General features: G+C 70.3%; 12 protein-coding genes. 5 read left to right on the forward strand and 7 right to left on the reverse strand.

The genetic code is table 11. The features are described from left to right. Positions 1-11: 11 nt before the first annotated feature. The 4 genes from IEZ13_RS15820 to IEZ13_RS15835 form a co-directional block, all read right to left on the reverse strand. Entirely contained in the window at positions 12-2,945 is a 2,934-nt protein-coding gene (locus IEZ13_RS15820) for a DEAD/DEAH box helicase (protein WP_183221823.1), read from the reverse strand. Further along, positions 2,939-4,405, reverse strand: a complete 1,467-nt coding sequence (locus IEZ13_RS15825) for a protein kinase family protein (RefSeq protein ID WP_183221822.1) — start codon at positions 4,403-4,405, stop codon at positions 2,939-2,941. Before IEZ13_RS15825 ends, IEZ13_RS15820 begins: the two co-directional genes overlap by 7 nt. Positions 4,406-4,553: 148 nt before the next feature. Further along, complete coding sequence (pdxY, locus tag IEZ13_RS15830; RefSeq protein WP_183221821.1) at positions 4,554-5,405, reverse strand: pyridoxal kinase PdxY; 852 nt, start codon at positions 5,403-5,405, stop codon at positions 4,554-4,556. Between the two features lie 47 nt (positions 5,406-5,452). Beyond that, a complete protein-coding gene (locus tag IEZ13_RS15835) occupies positions 5,453-7,447 on the reverse strand; it encodes a SpoIIE family protein phosphatase (protein WP_229794724.1) in 1,995 nt (664 codons plus the stop codon). A gap of 134 nt (positions 7,448-7,581) precedes the next feature. Between IEZ13_RS15835 and IEZ13_RS15840 the strand changes: the two genes are divergently transcribed. Then, complete coding sequence (locus tag IEZ13_RS15840) at positions 7,582-8,106, forward strand: STAS domain-containing protein (RefSeq protein ID WP_183221819.1); 525 nt, start codon at positions 7,582-7,584, stop codon at positions 8,104-8,106. 47 nt (positions 8,107-8,153) lie between these two features. On the opposite strand, the gene IEZ13_RS15845 is transcribed toward IEZ13_RS15840, so the two are convergent. Continuing rightward, entirely contained in the window at positions 8,154-8,963 is an 810-nt protein-coding gene (locus IEZ13_RS15845) for an SMI1/KNR4 family protein (RefSeq protein ID WP_229794725.1), read from the reverse strand. Continuing rightward, positions 8,888-9,253, reverse strand: a complete 366-nt coding sequence (locus IEZ13_RS46515) for a hypothetical protein (protein WP_229794726.1) — start codon at positions 9,251-9,253, stop codon at positions 8,888-8,890. Before IEZ13_RS46515 ends, IEZ13_RS15845 begins: the two co-directional genes overlap by 76 nt. 154 nt (positions 9,254-9,407) lie before the next feature. Here IEZ13_RS46515 and IEZ13_RS15850 point away from each other — a divergent pair, with 154 nt between their 5' ends. Further along, positions 9,408-10,451, forward strand: a complete 1,044-nt coding sequence (locus IEZ13_RS15850; protein ID WP_183221818.1) for a hypothetical protein — start codon at positions 9,408-9,410, stop codon at positions 10,449-10,451. 19 nt (positions 10,452-10,470) lie between these two features. Further along, a complete protein-coding gene (locus tag IEZ13_RS15855) occupies positions 10,471-12,294 on the forward strand; it encodes an ABC transporter ATP-binding protein (protein ID WP_183221817.1) in 1,824 nt (607 codons plus the stop codon). Here the strand turns inward: IEZ13_RS15855 and IEZ13_RS47505 are convergent, their stop codons facing one another. Continuing rightward, entirely contained in the window at positions 12,295-12,963 is a 669-nt protein-coding gene (locus IEZ13_RS47505; protein WP_183221816.1) for a TetR/AcrR family transcriptional regulator, read from the reverse strand. It abuts the gene before it with no gap. Between the two features lie 438 nt (positions 12,964-13,401). On the opposite strand from IEZ13_RS47505, the gene IEZ13_RS15865 reads away from it, so the two are divergent. Continuing rightward, positions 13,402-16,764 (forward strand): CARDB domain-containing protein, encoded by a 3,363-nt coding sequence (locus IEZ13_RS15865; protein ID WP_183221815.1) that lies wholly within the window; start codon positions 13,402-13,404, stop codon positions 16,762-16,764. 278 nt (positions 16,765-17,042) lie between these two features. Continuing rightward, on the forward strand, positions 17,043-17,438 hold the full coding sequence (locus IEZ13_RS15870) for a hypothetical protein (protein WP_183221814.1): 396 nt from the start codon (positions 17,043-17,045) through the stop codon (positions 17,436-17,438). Positions 17,439-17,756: the final 318 nt, after the last annotated feature.

A 17,756-nucleotide genomic window follows, 5' to 3' on the forward strand; every position in this document is an offset into this window, starting at 1 on the left:
AGCGGGCCCGGTCACCGCGCCGCCGTCAAACGGTCCCGCAGCGCCTCGGCCGGCAGGACGTCGCCGTGCTGATCCGCGTACCGGAACAACTCACGGGCCAGATGACGGAAACCGGCATCCTTGGCGCGGGTCAGGGTGCCACGGTCCCCCACCAGGACGAGTTGGTCCCGCGCCCGGGTGATCGCGACGTTGAGTCGGCGGAGTTCGCTGAGGAAGCCGACCGATCCACCCGCGTTGCTGCGGGTGAAGCTGAAGATCACGATGTCGCGCTCCTGACCTTGGAAGGTGTCGACCGTGCCGACCCGTTCCCGGGTCGCCTCGTCGCCCAGCAGCGTCCGCAACCGGATGTCGATCAGCTGGACCTGGGCCTTGTACGGCGCGATCACCGCCCAGTCGCATCCGTGCGCGGTGTACCACTGCACCAGCCGGACGACGAGCCCGGCCTCGGTGCGGTTGTCGCAGCCGGCGGCCTGCCAGGTCTCGGTGCGTTCCCGGCGCCGCTCGGACCGTTGCGACTCGGGCAGCCCGGAGGTGTCGACGATCGCGAGCGGGCTGCGGAAGAGCGGTGACGGCGGCCGGTCCCCGTCCGCAGTCTTCAGCAGGCCGCTGTAGAACTGCCCGGAGACGAAGTCGGCCAGCACCGCCGGCATCCGGCGCTGCCGGTCGAGCAGGACCTGGTTGTCGTCCGGCGCCCGGAGAAGGAGCCGCTCGAACGCGCTGTGGGTGAGCAGTTCCCGTACCAGGTTCTCGTCCACGCCGGTCTCGTCCCGCTGCGCCAGCCACTCCCGGACGTCGTCGTCGACATAGGGCGGCAACTGGTGATGGTCGCCGACGAGCACGGCACGGCGGGCCCGGGTCAGCGGAACGAGGGTGGACGGCAGCGGGATCTGCCCCGCCTCGTCGACGACGGCGAGGTCGAAGTCGAGGTCCGCGAGCCGGTTGCGCTGCACCCCGACCCCGATGCAGGTGGCTCCGATGACATCGGCGTAGCGGATCAGCTCGGCGTGCAACTGTTCGCTCGGCTGCTCCAGCCTGGCTCGCCAGTCGGCGAGGAGTTGCGCCCGTTCCCGCAGCATCGGCGCATGTGCCCGGCACCAGGTGGCGAAGGCGGCGATGTCGGGCTCGGGTGGCGGCGCCGGTTCCAGCCCGGCCACCAGGCGGGCCAACCGCCGCGCCGCCTGGCGAGCCGCCTCCCGCGACCGTTGTGCGGCCGCCTCCGCCTGCGTCGCACGGTCCCTCTCCGCACACACCGAAAGATCATCTTTGATCGTACGATCGAGGCCCGCGCGCAGCGTCTCGTACTCCTGCCGTGCGGATCGGCCGGCGGCGTCGGCGGCGACGGCCCGGGGCGCTGCCTCGGCGAGCCGCCCGCGGTGCCGGCGAGCCGCCGAGCGGTACCAGAAGCCCAGGATGCCCCCGGTACGGGACTCCGCCCGGCGCAGCCTCGTCTCCAGCCGGTCCACCGCTTCCGACGCCGACTCCGCGGCACGCTCAGCGGCTCGCAGTCCGGCCAGGCTCGCCCGTACCGGCTCACCGTGCCGGGCCTCGACGGCCGCCTCCGCCGATCGCTGATCGGCCAGTGCCGCGTCATGCGCCACCATCGACGCGTCAGCCGAGGCGAGCTCTCCACTGAGCCGATCCAGCCAGCGTACGGCGAGAGGCGAGTCGCCCAGCCAGGGTTCCAGCCGCTGCGCGGTCGAGCCGGTCCGGTCCGCGATACGGCGCTGCAACTCCCCGGCGGTCTGGGCGAGGGTCCGCCGCCGGGCCGCCTCGCTCATCCGGTCCTCGTTGCCCACGCGAACGGCGGTCAGCTCGGGCGGCAGCCGTTCGATGACGTTGTCCACGGCGGTGTTGGTCTGTGAGGCGATCAGCACTCGCTCACCCCGGGCCGCCGCCGCACGGGCGATCTCGACGATCGTTCGGGTCTTGCCGGTTCCGGGCGGTCCGACCACACACAGCAGATCCGGTACGGCCAGTGCCCGCCGCAACGCGACAGCCTGGTTGTCATCGAGGGGTTCGGCGGGTTTCACCGGCCGTTCCCGGTACCCGGCGAACGTCCCGTCGATGAGAATCGCCGCCAGGCTCGTATTCGGCGCGGACCCGTTGCGCAGCTTGGCGACCGCGTCGCTCTGCACCCGTGGCACGACATCGTTCGCGGTCGTCATGAGTTCACCGCGTTCCGGGATCCTGCGCCGGTCGACCGGGCTGTCGAAGGCGACGGTCACCCGCTCGCCGTCGACCTCGCGTACCCGGCCCCGCAGGTCGGGCTGGCCCTGGATCTGCACCATCGAACCCGACTGCGCCGGTCCGGGCCGGGAGAGCAGGAAGTCGTAGATCCCGGCGGCCGACTGGCGAGGCTGTGCCACGCTGCGCACCTCGTAGTAGGGCAGGATCCGTTCGGCCGGATCCTTCGCCGCCTCGATCTGCCGACCGCCCTCGATGACCAGGTCCAGTGCGTCGCAGAAGGCGTCATGGCGGGCGGGCCGTGCCGGCGCCACCGGCACCTCGCGGGGTGTCTGCGCCTTCTGCCAGGCAGCACGGATCTGTGCGTCCGGCGCCCGGTAGCCGGACGGCACGTCGCGTAGCTGCGCCACGTAGTACCAGCCCGGACCGGTCAGCCGGAGCCTGCTACGAGCCAGCCGACCGTGATTGCGCAGCGTCATGGGTTCGACGAACTCGATCGAGTAGGCGTCGCCCTGCTTCGTCGGCCGCACGGCCACCGAGCCGCGTCGCGCGTAGAGGCGGAGCCACCGGTTCTTGTCGTCGAAGGCGATCGGGAACCCGCCCTGCCCGCTGAGCAGATGCAGGTCCGCCACGAGCGACGCGGGATCGGCGAGGTGGGGATTCTCGCGGCGCGCTTTCGCGTACGACTGGGGAAGGGAGAGACCCGGCACCAGCGCGACCGGACCGCTCAGGGTGAGCAGCGACGGCGCGTCGATCAGCACCGGACCGTCCCACCCCGCCGCAGCGTCGCGCCGAGAGCCTGCACGAACTCTCCCAGAGCCGGCCGCTGATCCATCTCGTCCGCGAGCGCCCGCAGCAGCGGTTCCTCCAGCTCCGGGGCCAGTTCCGGCCGCAACAGCCCGGGAGGCGGAGGGTCACCTCCCGGCGGCTCCCCGGTCGCCAGGTGGTAGACGATCGCGGCGAGCTGATAGACGTCGCTGGCCGGACCGGGTGGCGTGAGTATCGGCCGGTCCTGCTCGGGTGCCCGGTACTCGGCCGGCCCTTCGCCCGCGACCGCCGGTGTCGCGGCCAGACCGGCATCACGCAGCCACAACCGATCACGCGACGCGATCAGTGCCTCGGGCCGCAGCGCGCGATGCGCCCGTCCGGACGCATGCAGTCCTTCGAGGGTACGGGCGACCTGTGGCAACGCACGCACCAGCATGTCCAGGGCGATCCTGGGACAGGGCGGCCGACCGTAGGCGCTGGGCAGCGGCTCCCCCGGCGGCGACGCGGTGACGAAGGCGAACGAGTGCGGCGTCTCCGCCCTGATCAGCACCCTCGGCAACCCGGCGACCGTGTCGTGGAGCTTCGCCTCCTGCCGCAACTCCGCGACCTTCCGAGTCTCGGCCAGGATCTCCAACCGGGTCACCCGCACTTCGCGGGACGGCGCCGTGACGTATCGGGCACTCGACCGCAGCAGCCGGTAGGACCCGTCCGGCGCCTCCTGTTCCTCCGGTTCCCCGACGAGCCGAAACCGCGAGCCGCCGACCTCGACCTCCCGATCGCCCCGATCCCGCACCACCACGGCTGACCGGATCGGAGACGGCGTACGACGTGCGGCGGTGGCTTCGGTGGCGAGGACCAGCTCCCGCAGGTCGTCGATGCGCAAGGTCTGTGCTTCCTGGTCGGGCCATCGCCGGTCACGCAGCGATCTGGTGAGCCGGGCGATCCGTTCGACGGGATCGACCGGCTCCTCGACGGCGGCCCGCTCGATACGGCGCAGAAGCACGGAATAGCATTCGGCGGCGTACTGCTCGTCCCGGCCCAGCAGGGTGAGCGCCCCGGACATGGCGCTGATGCCCATCGTGGTCATCTCCGAGCGTCGCGGCAGCGGCGGATCCGGCAGCGAGAGAACGCCGAGGAAACGGTCCCTCTCCGCGGCGCCCACTCCGTCGAACTCGATATTCGGGAGTCCCTTGAGGGCTCCCGCCGAGACACCGGAACTGGAGACGAACGCGCAGGTGCATCGCTCGTCCATCTTTCGCCAGACCATGTGCAGGTCCCGAAGCGGCTCGCGCAGCCTGCTGAGTGTCCAGTCACCAGTGCCGGGATCACGGTGTTTGACCGAGACCAGTTCCGGGTCCCGGTCCTCGAAGGTCGCGATGTAGTCGGTGGACCATTCGACGACGACCGAGGTCAACCCACCGGACGCGAGGTTCAGGATGCAGCGCAGGGCCACACATTCGTCCTGATAGCGAAAGCGCCCCCGGGTGGCCCGAGCGGTATTGCGATCATCGAAATACATATCGACGTCAGCCGAATTCACCCGGCCACCATAGGGGCACGCTCCGCATCTAAGCAACGACACGCCGCAACCGCGGCGTACCTCAGCGCACCTGCTCGGCGCTGAACTGCATGCGCGGCGTGGCGTAGAAGTCCTGGGCCTGCACCAATCGGAGTTCGCGTTCGCCGGATCGGTAGGTCATGTCGATCAGATCGAAAACGCTGGAGGCGGTACGTTCCAGCGCCACCGCCGCGTCCTTGGTAGCCACGTAGTGGGCGGTGAACAGCGCGGCCGTGACGTCGCCGGATCCGTTCGCCTTGAACGGCAGGTGTGGGGTGGTGACCAGCCACGCGCCGGTGGCGTCCACGACGAGCATCTCGATCGTGCCCGCCTCCCGGTCCGGGCGCGCCACGCTGGTGACCAGCACGGTCGACGGCCCCATGGCACGGGCCAGGTCGGCCGACTCGAGCGTCGACTCGATGGTCGCCGGCTCGGTGCCGGTCAGGAAGCCCAGCTCGAACTGGTTCGGCGTGATGATGTCGGCCACCGGCACGACCCGGTCGCGCAGCAGCACCGGGATCTCGGGCGCGACGAAGCAGCCGGATTTGGCGTTGCCCATCACCGGGTCGCAGGCGTAGACGGCCGAGGGGTTCGCGGCCTTCACCCGGCGCACCGCGTCGATGATGACGTCCGCGATGCCGGCCCCGCCCTGGTAGCCGGACAGTACCGCGTCGATCTGCGGGAAGATTCCGCGTTCCTCCACGCCGAGGATGATCTCGGCGACGTCCGCCGGCGGCAGGAGTGGCCCGCGCCAGGCCCCGTACCCGGTGTGGTTGGAGAAGTTGACCGTGGGAACCGGGACGACCTCGACACCGATGCGCTGAAGCGGGAACACGGCCGCGGAGTTTCCGACATGGCCGTGGGCCACCGCCGACTGGATGGACAGAACCTTCATGCCCCCAGCCTAGAGATCCGCCTCCGGCGCGCGCCTCACGCCCGGGTTCAGCCGACCATGTCGGGGTCGCGGGTGTGGTGGTCGAGGGTCACGAGCGACAGGATGGTGCCCGCGGGGGTGCCGGCCGGCGCGTACAGGCGCAGGTGGGTGTTGTTGTCGCGGTGCAGTGCGCTGAGCCGGTGCAGGGCGGCGACACCGGCGCTGGCCAGGTGGGTGACGCCGGTGAGGTCGACGGTCAGCGAGCGGGTGCCGGTGGAGCCTGCGGTGCGGATCTCGCGGTCGAACTCGGTGACGGTGGCGGCGTCGACCGGACCGTCGACACGGAGGCGGGGCCCGGGCGCGGAGGGCTGGTCCAGAATCAGCAGGAAGTCGGCCGGGACGGGTGGCCGGTCGGTGGTCGCCCAGGTGAGGTCGTCGGCGGTCAGCAGGCGGGCCGGCCGGCTCACGCGGTGGGTCACGGTGGCGGTGGTGCCGGTCTCGTCGTGCTCGATACGCAGACTGTCGACCAGTTGTGAGGTCATGTGCAGGCCGAGTCCGCGGTCGGGTGACGGGGCGGGTTCGCGCCAACGGCCACGGTCGGTGACCCGGACCTCGACGTGGCCGGTGCCGGTCAGGGCGGCGGTGACGGTGAACGCATTCCGCTGTGCTGCCACGTCGATCCAGGCGTGGTCGACGACGTTGGTGGCGAGTTCCACGATCGCGTGGGTGATGGCGCCGGCGTCGGGCTGGGCGACACGTGCCTCGGTCAGCCACGCCTGCACGCGGGCGCGCAGGGGTCTCAGTGCGGTGCGGTCGGCGATCACCGGCAGGTTCAGCGGCGGCGGCGCGGTGACGCGTTGGGCGGCCAGCAGCGTGATGTCGTCGGTGTGGCCGGTGGCCCGGGTCAGCAGTTCCAGCGTCTGCACGCACACCCGCTCGGCCGGGATGTCGGTGTCTCCGCGGAACGCCCGGTCGGCGGCGATGGCGGCCGCCGCCTCGGCGAGTTCGATCGTGCTGCCGGGCAGGTCGCGGCCGGGGCGCTCGAGGATGCCGTCGGTGTAGAGCAGCACCAGTTCGCCGTCGGCCAGCTCGGCGGCGCCGGTCGACGCGTCGGTGAACGTCCGGCCGACCCCGACCGGTCCGGCGCCGGTGGCCGGCAGGTAGCGGAACCGGCCGTCGGTGGACAGCACGAGCGGTGGGGGGTGGCCGGCGGTGCAGTACTCCAGTTTGCCGCTGGTGGGGTCGAGCAGCACCACGCACACGGTGCTCGCCCGCGCCCCGCGGATCTCGGCGGCGGTGGTGTCCAGCGCCGACATCGCCGCGGCGATGTCCGCGGTGGCGGCGAGTCGTTGCCGGAGCAGCACCCGTAGCTGTCCCATGGTCGCCGAGGCGGCCACGCCGTGCCCGACGACATCACCGACGATCAGGGCGACCCGGCCGTCGGCGAGGGCGAACGAGTCGAACCAGTCACCGCCGGCCGCGGTGTCGGTGTCGGCGAGCAGGTAGCTCGCCGACACCTGCACCCGGGGCAGGATCGGCACTCCGGCGGGCAGCAGCTCCCGTTGCAGGGTGGTGATGACGTCGAGGGCCTGTTCCAGGCGGCGTTCGGTCTCGGCGGCCCGCTGCCGTTCGGCCTGCCGTTCGCGAACCTGCTCGGTGACGTCGACCAGATCGACGAGGACGCCCACGACGCGACCGTCCGGATCGCGGCGGGGATGCAGTCGCAGGTCGACGTACATCTCGACCTGCTCGCCGGTGTTCTGCAGAGTTATCTGCGCCCGGAAGTTGCGGATGTGGGCCTGCTGCCCCGACGTGAACACCTGGTCGTAGATCGGCTCGATCTGCTGGCCCATCGCTTCGGGGAACGAGTCCCGCAGCCTGGCGCCGATCATGCGGTCACGGCCGACATAGTCGCGGAACATGGCGTTGCACGCCACGAACCGGTGATCCGGGCCCTCTGTGGCGTAGGCGACGAACGGCAGCTGCTCGAACGCGGCACGAACCACCCACGGGTCACCGGCCACGGCAGACAACTCGTCCTGGTCACCTACCTGCTCGGCCACCTCGTCAGCCTTTCCAGCGTGGAGTCCCGTCCCTTTCATCTTTATCACCCGGTACGGGTCCGAGCGTCGTCCGGCGCCGGCCGCGGTGGCGGATACAATTTCGGCCGGAAGTCCCCCGACGTCGGGACAGTCGCATGACCTTCTTTCCTGCCCCGAACGATCTGGATATCGACCGCATCGCCACCACGCCCGAGCGGCAGGTGCGGCTGCGTGTTCGCGGTGACCTGGACAGGCACACCACACACCTGCTGATGACGGCTGTCGCCGACGCGTTCGCCGGCGGGACTGTCGCCGAGGTGGAGTTGGATCTCGCCGGGCTGACGTTCATCGACGCCGTGGGCGTACGATGCCTGCTCGCCTGCCGGGAGGCGGCCGACGCGGCGGGCGTCGCGATGGTGCTGTGCGATCCGGCGCCCACGGTCGTCCGCGTACTCCAAGCCATGGGTCTGCTGGCCCGTCTCGGCGTCGCCGGACCCGTCACCGAGGAGCCGGGCCGGGCCGGCACGGCGTCGACCGGCCACCACGGCCCGGGCGATTGGCGGGAATGGTCCCAACGGGTCCGCCGGGAGGCCGCGGAGACCCGACTGCGGGCCCGCGACGCCGTCGAGCGCAGCCGGGCGATCCGCCAGACCGGCACCTCAGACGCCGAAGATCGGTGAGCCGCTGTTCACGGTCGGCGAGGCGGGCTGGGACCGGCATCGGCCCGCTACCCGAACGTGCCAGCCGGGGAAACCCGGATGCGCGTCACGTCGATTCGGGGGCGGTCCCAGCGTGCGAGCAGGGCGTCGACGACCTCGACAGTCGTGCCCCAGTCCGCGCGACCCTGCATCCCGGCGGCCTGCAGGGTCGGCGGCACCCGGTCGGTGCGCAGGAGCTGTTGCCAGCTCGCGGTGCCGAGTTCCAGGTACTCCAACCCCGGCAGCGTGGTGACCACGTCCAGGTTGGTGACAGTGGCGGAGTGGCTGACCACCAGGGTCCGAATCGTCTTGTTGCCGGCGAGGCCGGACAGGTCCGCCGGCTCCGGCGCGGCGCTGACGACCACCACCTCGGTGTCCGGGCGGACGTCGGCGACAGTCCGGCCGCGCGGGCCGACCCGGACCACCAGGCCGCCCTCCGGGCCGAGTTCGGCCGGTTCGCTCGGCCGGCCGGTGAGCAGCTCGGTCAGCGACGGCGCGAGCCAGCGGGCGCCCGCTGGGATTTCGTGGTCCACGTAGAGGACCTGTCCGACGTGTCCGCGGGGGCCGGGTTCCAGGTCGACCACGAGGAGATTGCCGCCGAAGTCGTCACCGACGGCGACCCATGCCGGGGAGGCCGCCAACGGCTGCACCCGCTCGGCCGGGTCGGGTACGACGACCTCGATCGCACCGTCCGACCAGGACCCGTACCGGGACCGCGGCTCGAGGAACTCCCGGGCCGCCGCGTCGTCGAGCGCGACGATGCTCATGCCGTAGAACAGGTCCGGGTCCGCCGGCAGCACCAGGTCGCCGGCGCCGGCCGACAAGTACAGTGCCCGCACGTCCGCGGGCAGTGCGGCACCCAGCGAGGACTCGGCAGCCGCCAGCGCCGCCGGGCTTGCGGCCCGCGCGCCGGGCAGTAGGGGAGCACCACGTCCCGGCGCAGCAACCGGCCGTCCGCGCTGAGCCGGATGCCGGTCCGGTCGAGCACCGGATCCGCCTTCGGCAACCGGCTCGGCCGGGCGATCCAGGCGATGCCGAACGGCACGGTCAGCACGGCGAGGAAGCCCGGTGCGAGCAGGTACAGCAGCTGCCCGGTGCCGGTCATGACCAGCACGACCAGCACGATCACGACCGGAACGGTGAGGGCGACACCCAAATCATCGGAACAATCGCAATTGCCGCATAAGATCATCAAAGTTCGGGGCGGAGACGCGACCTCGTTGGACAACAGGCGCCGTGCCCGCCGAGACGGGGCGCACGGCGGTGCAGAGAAGGGGCAGGACATGGACTTCGCGCCCACCAAGACGGGTTGGATGACCCGCCGGATACCGGCAGGGCTGGACGTGACCTGGTTGCCGATCGGGTCCCCGATCGTCGGCGACGTACTGGCCTGCGAGGTGATCACCCCGTCCCTGCTACGGCACCTCGACACCGCCGACGGCCGGCGCGCCATGCTCTACCCCGGCGACCGGATCACGTGCGTGGTCGGTGCCCGGTACTCGACGTCAATATTGCAAGGACGCGCCCGCGTCACCGGGGACGTCACCGAAATGCTCAGTGCGTCCGGCCTCTGCGGTGAGGTGGTGGGGCGCAGCGCCGAGGTGGCCCCGCCGACGACGCTCCGGGTGCTCGCTCAGGCCCACCACGCGGGCCGCCCGCTCAACGTCCGGTCGTTCCTCCTGCCGCCCGCCCAGCCGATCGGCCCGAAGCCGACCTGGATCGTGGTGGCCGGTTCGGCGATGGATGCCGGCAAGACGACCGCTTGCGCGTCGATCATCCACGGTCTGACCGGCGCCGGATATCGCGTCGGCGCCGCCAAACTCACCGGTACGGCGAGCCCGCGCGACCTGTCGTCGTACCGCGACGCCGGCGCCGACCCGGTCCTCGAATTCCTGGACATGGGCTGGCCGTCGACCGACGGCTGCGACCGGGCGGACCTCGCGGCGATCGTCGCCGGACTGACCGGGCAGCTCCAGGCCGCGGCGGTCCAGGTCGGGGTGCTGGAGATCGCCGATGGCCTGCTGCAACGTGAGACCGAGCTGATCCTGCGAGCACTTTCCGGCTGGCTGGGACCGGCGCACATCGTGCTCGCGACCCGGGAAAGCCTCGCGGCCGTCGCCGGAGTCAGGCAGCTGCGCCAGATGGGCCACGACGTTCTCGCGGTCACCGGGGTCGTGACCAACAGTCCACTCGCCTGCCAGGAGGTCGACCTGGCCGGCGCCGGGCCGTGCATCCCTACCGCGGGTCTCGGCACCGTCGTCGCATCGTTGGTCGAGCAACTGGGTGACCGGCACGCCGGGCGGCCCGCACCGGTCGCCGCCGCATGACCGTACCCGGGGCACGTGCATGTTGACGGCGGCATGGCGGTTCCGGCGGTTCCTGCGCCCGCACGCGCCGGCCCTCGGCGCCGGCGCGTTGCTGGTGGTGCTGGGAACACTGCTCGCCCTGGCACAGCCGTGGCCACTGCAGGTGATCGTCGACGGGGTCGTCGGCGGCCGGCCCCAGGACGGCTGGCTTCCCACCCTGATCGCCGGATCGGGCGGCGACCGCTCCGTCGTCCTCATCCGGGCACTGGCGGCGACCGTGCTGCTGGTCGGCCTGTCCGCGCTGATCGGCTACATCAGCGACCTGCTGATGAACCGGTCCGGCGCGCGGATCACCGTGACCATCCGCGGCGCGCTGTTCGCCCACGTCCAGCGCCTCTCGCTGTCGTTCCACCTCAACCAACGGGTCGGCGACCTGGTCGCCCGGCTCACCACCGACATCGACCGCTCGCAGAACATGCTGGTGGCGATCTTCGGCACGCTGATCCCGAACGCGGTGATGCTGGCCGGGCTCGCCGTGGTGATGGTGCTGGTCGAACCGTCCTTCGGACTGCTGGCGCTGAGCATCGCGCCGCCGCTGTTCCTGGTGACCTACCACTTCACCCGCAAGATCAGGCGCGCGTCCCGGGCGGCCCGGGAAGCCGATGCCGGCCTGGCGGCGATGACCAGCGAGACGCTCGGCGCGATCCGGGTGGTGCAGGCGTTCGGCCGGGAGGGACTCGAGGACGACCGGTTCGCCGGCCAGAGCCGGGAAAGCCTGACGGCCGGCCTCCGCGCGATCAAGCTCCGGGCCGGCCTGCCACCGCTGGTCGACCTGGTGTCACTCGCCGGCACCCTGCTGGTCACCTACGTCGGGGTCCAGCGCGTACTCGACGGCCGGATGAGCCTGGGAGTGCTGCTGGTGTTCCTCAGCTACCTCCGGTCGCTGTACCGGCCGATGCGGGCACTGTCGAAGATGTCCTACGTCGTGAGTCAAGGGGTGGCCAGCGCGGAACGTGTCGATGCCATGCTGCGCACCGACGACACGATCCCCCAGGCCCGCGACGCCCGGCCGGTCCGCCGCCTACGCGGGCGGGTGGAGTTGCGCGACGTCACCTTCGCCTACGGCCCGGCGAAACCGCGGGTGCTGAACGCGGCCAGCCTGGCCGTCGAACCGGGCGAGCACGTCGGCATCGTGGGCCGCACCGGCGCCGGCAAGTCCACCCTGATCAGCCTGATCCCCCGGTTCTACGACCCGCAGGCCGGCAGCATCCTGCTCGACGGCATGGACATCCGGGAGTTCCACCTGACCGACCTGCGCCGGCAGATAAGCCTGGTGTTGCAGGAACCGTTCCTGTTCTACGGCACGATCATGGACAACATCCGGTACGGCGATCCCACGGCGTCGCCCGACCGGGTGTGGGAGGCGGCCACGCGGGCCCACGTGACCGAGTTCCTCGACCGGCTCCCCCAGGGACTCGACACCAGGATCGGCGAACGCGGCGGCACCCTCTCCGGCGGGCAACGGCAGCGCATCGCCATCGCCCGCGCCATGCTGCACGACGCCCCGATCCTCATCCTCGACGAACCCACCACCGGCCTGGACCGCGACTCCGAGGCGCTGGTGCTCGACGGCCTGCACCGGCTCACCCGCAACCGCACCACCTTCGTCATCTCGCACCACCCCGCCGCGCTGGCCCGGGTCGACCGGATCGTCGAGGTCCGCGACGGGCAGCTGACCGCGAGAGTGTCTACTCGATATTGGCGGCGTGACCATGGTGCTGACCCTGTTCCAAGAAGGGTTCCGAGCAGCCACAACCCCGCCGACCGACCTACCCGGCCCGGGCACCGCGCCGGCGGCCACTGACTAGCGACGCGCGGCAGCGCTGGGCAGCCACGCTTTCGCGACGGCGTCGACGTCGTCGGACGACGGTGGCCGGCCGAGGGCGCCGGCGCTCTCGGAGCGGCGCAGCCCGTCGATGAGCAGTTGCAGGTAACGGTCATGGAGGTCGGGACGGACCTGATGGCTGTGGTGGGCGATCTCGGTGACCATCATCAGCAGCAGTGGAACATCGTGGACGGTGATGTCGGGTCGCAGGGACTTCTCGCTCTGCGCGCGCTCGACGAGCGCGGTGATGGGTGGTTCCACCCGTTCGCGGATGCGGTCGTACAGCGTGAGGCTCAGCTCGGCGCCCAGCGCCAGATCCCGCAGGCCCCGATCGGCTGCCTGCATCCGCACCGCGGCTCGCAGGAACATGGTGAGTCCGTCCCAGCCGGTGGGCGCCTCGAGTGCCGCCTCGGCGACCCGGACCTGTTCACGCAGCTTCTCCTCCAGCGCGACCTCCAGCAGAGCCTCCTTCGTCGGGAAGCGCCGGTACACCGTGCCGATCCCGACGCCGGCCTGGCGGGCGACGTCGTCGAGGGTGGCAGCCACGCCGCGCGCCGCGAAGACCTCACGAGCGGCCTCGATGATGCGCTGCCGATTGCGTTCGGCGTCCCGGCGTAGCGGCCGCGCGGTTCGGGTGGCGTCAGTCACCTGCCCAGCCTAGCAACCGGAGGTGGGTGCTCAACTTATCCGCCTCAACCCATGGCATTCATGAACGCTAATACATCGCTCCGACACCTGCAACAACCGCCTCACAGTGCTGAAAAAGATGGACTGGGTGCTGCAAAAATCGCCGGGTCGCGTCGAGCGCCAACGGGGTCGGCCCGCATCCTGCCCGGCTCGACACCGAACCAGGACCGGCCGCGGCGCTACTGCCGAGATCCGCCGGCGGCCGTACTCGACGTTGACAAAACAGTGATGAATCTGAAACTTTGAATTCGCTATGCCGCAAGAAGCTGGCAAACACCACGAAATTTCTGTTGCACGGTCCGAAAGATCCAGGCGGACGCCCCCGCCCGCCCTGCTCCGTTCATCTGCGTCGCCCGCACCTCGCCGTCCTCCCCGTCGTTCTCACAGAACTGAGACGCCATGACACGCAAGCAACTCAGCCGAAGGCTGCTGGCCCGTCTCCTCGCGGCGGGCCTGACCGCCGCCGTCGCGCTCGCCCCCACGCCCGCACGTGCGGCCGCCGGACCCGATCTCGCCGCCGGCAAGCCGGTCACCGCCAGTGGCGCCAACGGCCCCTACGTCGCGGCAAACGTCAACGACGGCAACCCGCAGACGTACTGGGAAGGCCCGGCCAACGCGTTCCCGCAATGGGTACAGATCGATCTCGGCAGCGCCGTCGGCGTCGGTCAGGTCGTGCTCAAGCTGCCACCCGCGGCGGCCTGGGCCACCCGGACCCAGACGCTCAGCGTGCAGGGCAGCGCCGACGGCAGCGGCTTCAGCGCGCTCTCCCCCTCGGCCGGCCGGATCTTCGATCCAGCCACGTCCAACACGGTCACCCTCGACTTCGACACCACAACCGTCCGGTACGTCCGGGTGAACATCAGCGGCAACACCGGGTGGCCGGCCGCTCAGCTCGCCGAGTTCGAGATCCACGGTACGGACGGGGGCGGGGATCCGGGCGAGCCGCCGGCGGGCACCAACCTGGCCGGCGGCAAACCGATCGCGGCGTCGTCGTCCAGGTACGACTTCGTGGCCGGCAACGCCAACGACACCAGCCCGACGAGCTACTGGGAGTCCAACGGCTACCCGGCGACGCTGACCGTGCAGCTCGGCGCCGACGCCGACGTCACCGCGATCATCGTCAAGCTCAACCCGGACCCGGTCTGGAGCACCCGTACCCAGAATCTCCAGGTCCTCGGCCGGGCACAGACCGCGACCGGATTCACCTCGCTGAAGGCCCGGGCCGACTACACCTTCAACCCGGCGACCAATCAGAACTCGATCACGATCCCGGTCACCGGTCGCGCGGCGGACGTCCAGTTGCAGTTCTTCGGCAACACCGGAGCACCCGGCGGACAGGTCGCCGACCTGCAGGTGATCGGCGGCTGGGCACCGAACCCCGACCTCGTCGTCACCGCCGCGACCTGGACACCCCAGTCACCGGGCGAGACCAGCGCGATCACCCTCTCGGCGACGGTCAAGAACCAGGGCACGGCCGCCGCGGCCGCGACCACCGTGGACTTCAAGCTGGGCGGCAACGTCGTCGGCAGCGCACCGGCCGGCGCCCTCGCACCCGGCGCGTCGACCACCGTCTCGGCGAACATCGGCGCCCAGCCGATGGGTAGCTACCCCGTCGCGGCAGTCGTCGACCCGGACAACACGGTCGCGGAGCAGAACAACGGCAACAACACCTTCACCGCGTCCACGCAGCTGGTGGTCGGTCAAGCACCGGGTCCGGACCTGCGGGTCACGGGCATCACGACGAACCCGGCGAACCCGGCCGTCGGCGCGGCGGTCTCGTTCACCGTCGCGGTGCACAACCGCGGCACCAGCGGCGCCGGCGCCTCGACGACCCGGCTCACGGTCGGCGGCACGACGCTGAGCGGCACCACCCCGGCGATCGGCGCCGACGCGACGGCCACCGTGGCCATCACCGGCGCCTGGACCGCGACCAGCGGCGGAGCCACCCTGACCGCCACCGCGGACGCGACCGACGCCGTCGCCGAGACGAACGAGAACAACAACGTGCTGACCCGCTCGGTCGTGGTCGGCCGGGGCGCCGCGGTGCCGTACGTCGAGTACGAAGCCGAGGCCGCCCGCTACCAGGGCACCCTGCTGGAGACCGACGCACTCCGCACCTTCGGGCACACCAACTTCGCCACCGAGTCCTCGGGACGCAGATCGGTACGGCTGAACAGCACCGGCCAGTTCGTCGAGTTCACCTCGACCAACCAGGCGAACTCCATCGTGGTCCGCAACTCCGTCCCGGACGCGCCGGGCGGCGGCGGCCAGGAGGCGAGCATCAGCCTCTACGTCAACGACCAGTTCGTACGGAAACTGACGCTCTCCTCGCGCAACAGCTGGGTCTACGGCACGACGGACGACACCGAGAGCCTGTCGAACTCGCCCTCGGCCGACGCGCGGCGGTTGTTCGACGAGTCGCACGCGCTGCTCGCCCAGTCGTATCCGGCCGGTACCCGCTTCAAGCTGCAGCGCGACGCCGGGGACAACGCGTCGTTCTACATCATCGACTTCATCGACCTCGAGCAGGTGGCGCCGGCCGCGAGCCAACCGGCCGGCTGCACCTCGATCACCACGTACGGTGCGGTCCCGAACGACGGCAACGACGACACCGCGGCCATCCAGCGGGCCGTGACGGACAACCAGAACGGCGTGATCAGCTGCGTCTGGATACCTGCCGGGCAGTGGCGCCAGGAGCAGAAGATCCTCACGCCGGACCCGGCCCGCGGCCAGTACAACCAGAAGGGCCTGCGCAACGTCACCATCCGGGGCGCCGGCATGTGGCACTCCCAGCTCTACTCGAACACCCAGCCGCAAAACGTGGTGGGCAACATCAACCACCCGCACGAGGGCAACGTCGGCTTCGAGATCGACGACAACACGCAGATCTCCGACCTGGCGATCTTCGGCAACACCCAGAACCGGGCGAACCGCGGCCACGCCCTCAACGGCCGGTTCGGCAAGAACACCGAAATCAGCAACGTCTGGATCGAGCACGTCAACGTCGGCGCCTGGGTCGGCCGCGACTACTCGGACACCCCCGCCTACTGGAACCCCGGTGACGGGCTCGAATTCTCCGGCATGCGCATCCGCAACACCTACGCGGACGGCATCAACTTCAGCAACGGCACACGCAACTCGCGGGTGTTCAACTCGTCGTTCCGCACCACGGGCGACGACTCACTGGCGGTCTGGGCCAACCCGTACGTGAAGGACCAGGCGGTGGACATCGCGTCGAACAACCGCCTCGTCAACAACACCGTGCAACTGCCGTGGCGGGCGAACGGCCTCGCCATCTACGGCGGATCGAACAACGCGATCGAGAACAACCTGGTCTACGACACGATGAACTACCCCGGCATCATGCTGGCGACAGACCACAGCCCGCTGCCGTTCGGCGGAACCACCCTGATCGCCAACAACGGCCTCTACCGAACCGGCGGCGCGTTCTGGGGCGAGGCGCAGGAGTTCGGTGCGATCACGCTGTTCCCGTCGTCGCGGGACATCACCGGCGTCACCATCCGGGACACCGAGATCGCCGACTCCACCTACGACGGCATCCAGTTCAAGACCGGCGGCGGCAACATGCCCAACGTCGCGATCACCAACGTCAAGATCGACGGCTCCAGGAACGGCGCGGGAATCCTGGCCATGGGCGGCGCCCGCGGCAACGCGACGCTGTCCAACGTGACGATGACGAACTCGGCCGACGGAGACGTCGTCATCCAGCCGGGCTCGAGCTTCACCATCACCGGACGCTGAGGTCGAGGCTCCAACTCAGGGCCGGCCCCCGGTGCGTACGCCGGGGCCGGCCCTGAACGACGTTCCCCCAGAACGCCCAACCACCACCGCGCCCACACCGCACTCGGAGGACAACCGCCCATAGCCGGTGATCTATGTCACCACCACATCACATGGGCGAAACGTGTATCTTCTTCCCGTCCAGTCATCGACTTGGACGATTCACATTTCTAGTACGGGGGATTTCTGTGCGTAGGTCAATCGGTCAAAAGGCACTTTCCGTCCTCGGGAGCGCCGCCGTGGCGCTGACCGCCGTGGTCGGCGTCCAGGTCGCCACCAGCCAGTCCGCCTCCGCGGCCGCCTGCATCTCCACGGACAACGTGCACTCCTGGTACGTGAACGGCAGCGCGTCCGCTGGAAACAGCAAGTCGCCGACCTACACGACGACCGCGAACTGCCAGGACATCAACTTCGCCCTCGGGGAGGTCGCAGAGAGCGGCGACGCCGTCGGCAGGGTGCGGGTCTGCTTCGTCGGCGCCGGGTACTGCCAGAGCAGCTGGAAGTCGTACAACAGCAGGACCCAGAACCGCATCGTGGTCGCCACCAACGTGTCAGACGGCACGACCTTCAAGATGGAGTTCGACTGGGGCACGGGCACCGTCGCCGACCGCTTCGGTTTCGGGATCTGGGCCTGAACTGACCGCTGAGTAGGTCCAGAGCGCGGTGGCGGGATTACGCCCGGTCCGTTGCTCTGGACCTCTCGCCGAGTGAAGTGGGTCGCCAGCGAGGCGCCCGTGGTGCGGGTCCTTTCCACGCCCATCACCAGCCCAGCCGTCCGCCGTGACATCGAGGCGTTCTTGCTCACGCTGGCCCGCCACGAGTACGAGCATGCCGCTTGACCAGCCCGGACGTATTCCGGCAGGCACCACGTCCGCGATACACGGGATGTCGCCGTCGCGGGCCATGGCCCGGGAGCCCGCGCCATGACCGCGCACATAAAGAAACCGATTCGG

The sequence above is a fragment of the Actinoplanes campanulatus genome (genome assembly GCF_014647795.1).
GTDB classification, from domain to species: Bacteria; Actinomycetota; Actinomycetes; order Mycobacteriales; family Micromonosporaceae; genus Actinoplanes; species Actinoplanes campanulatus.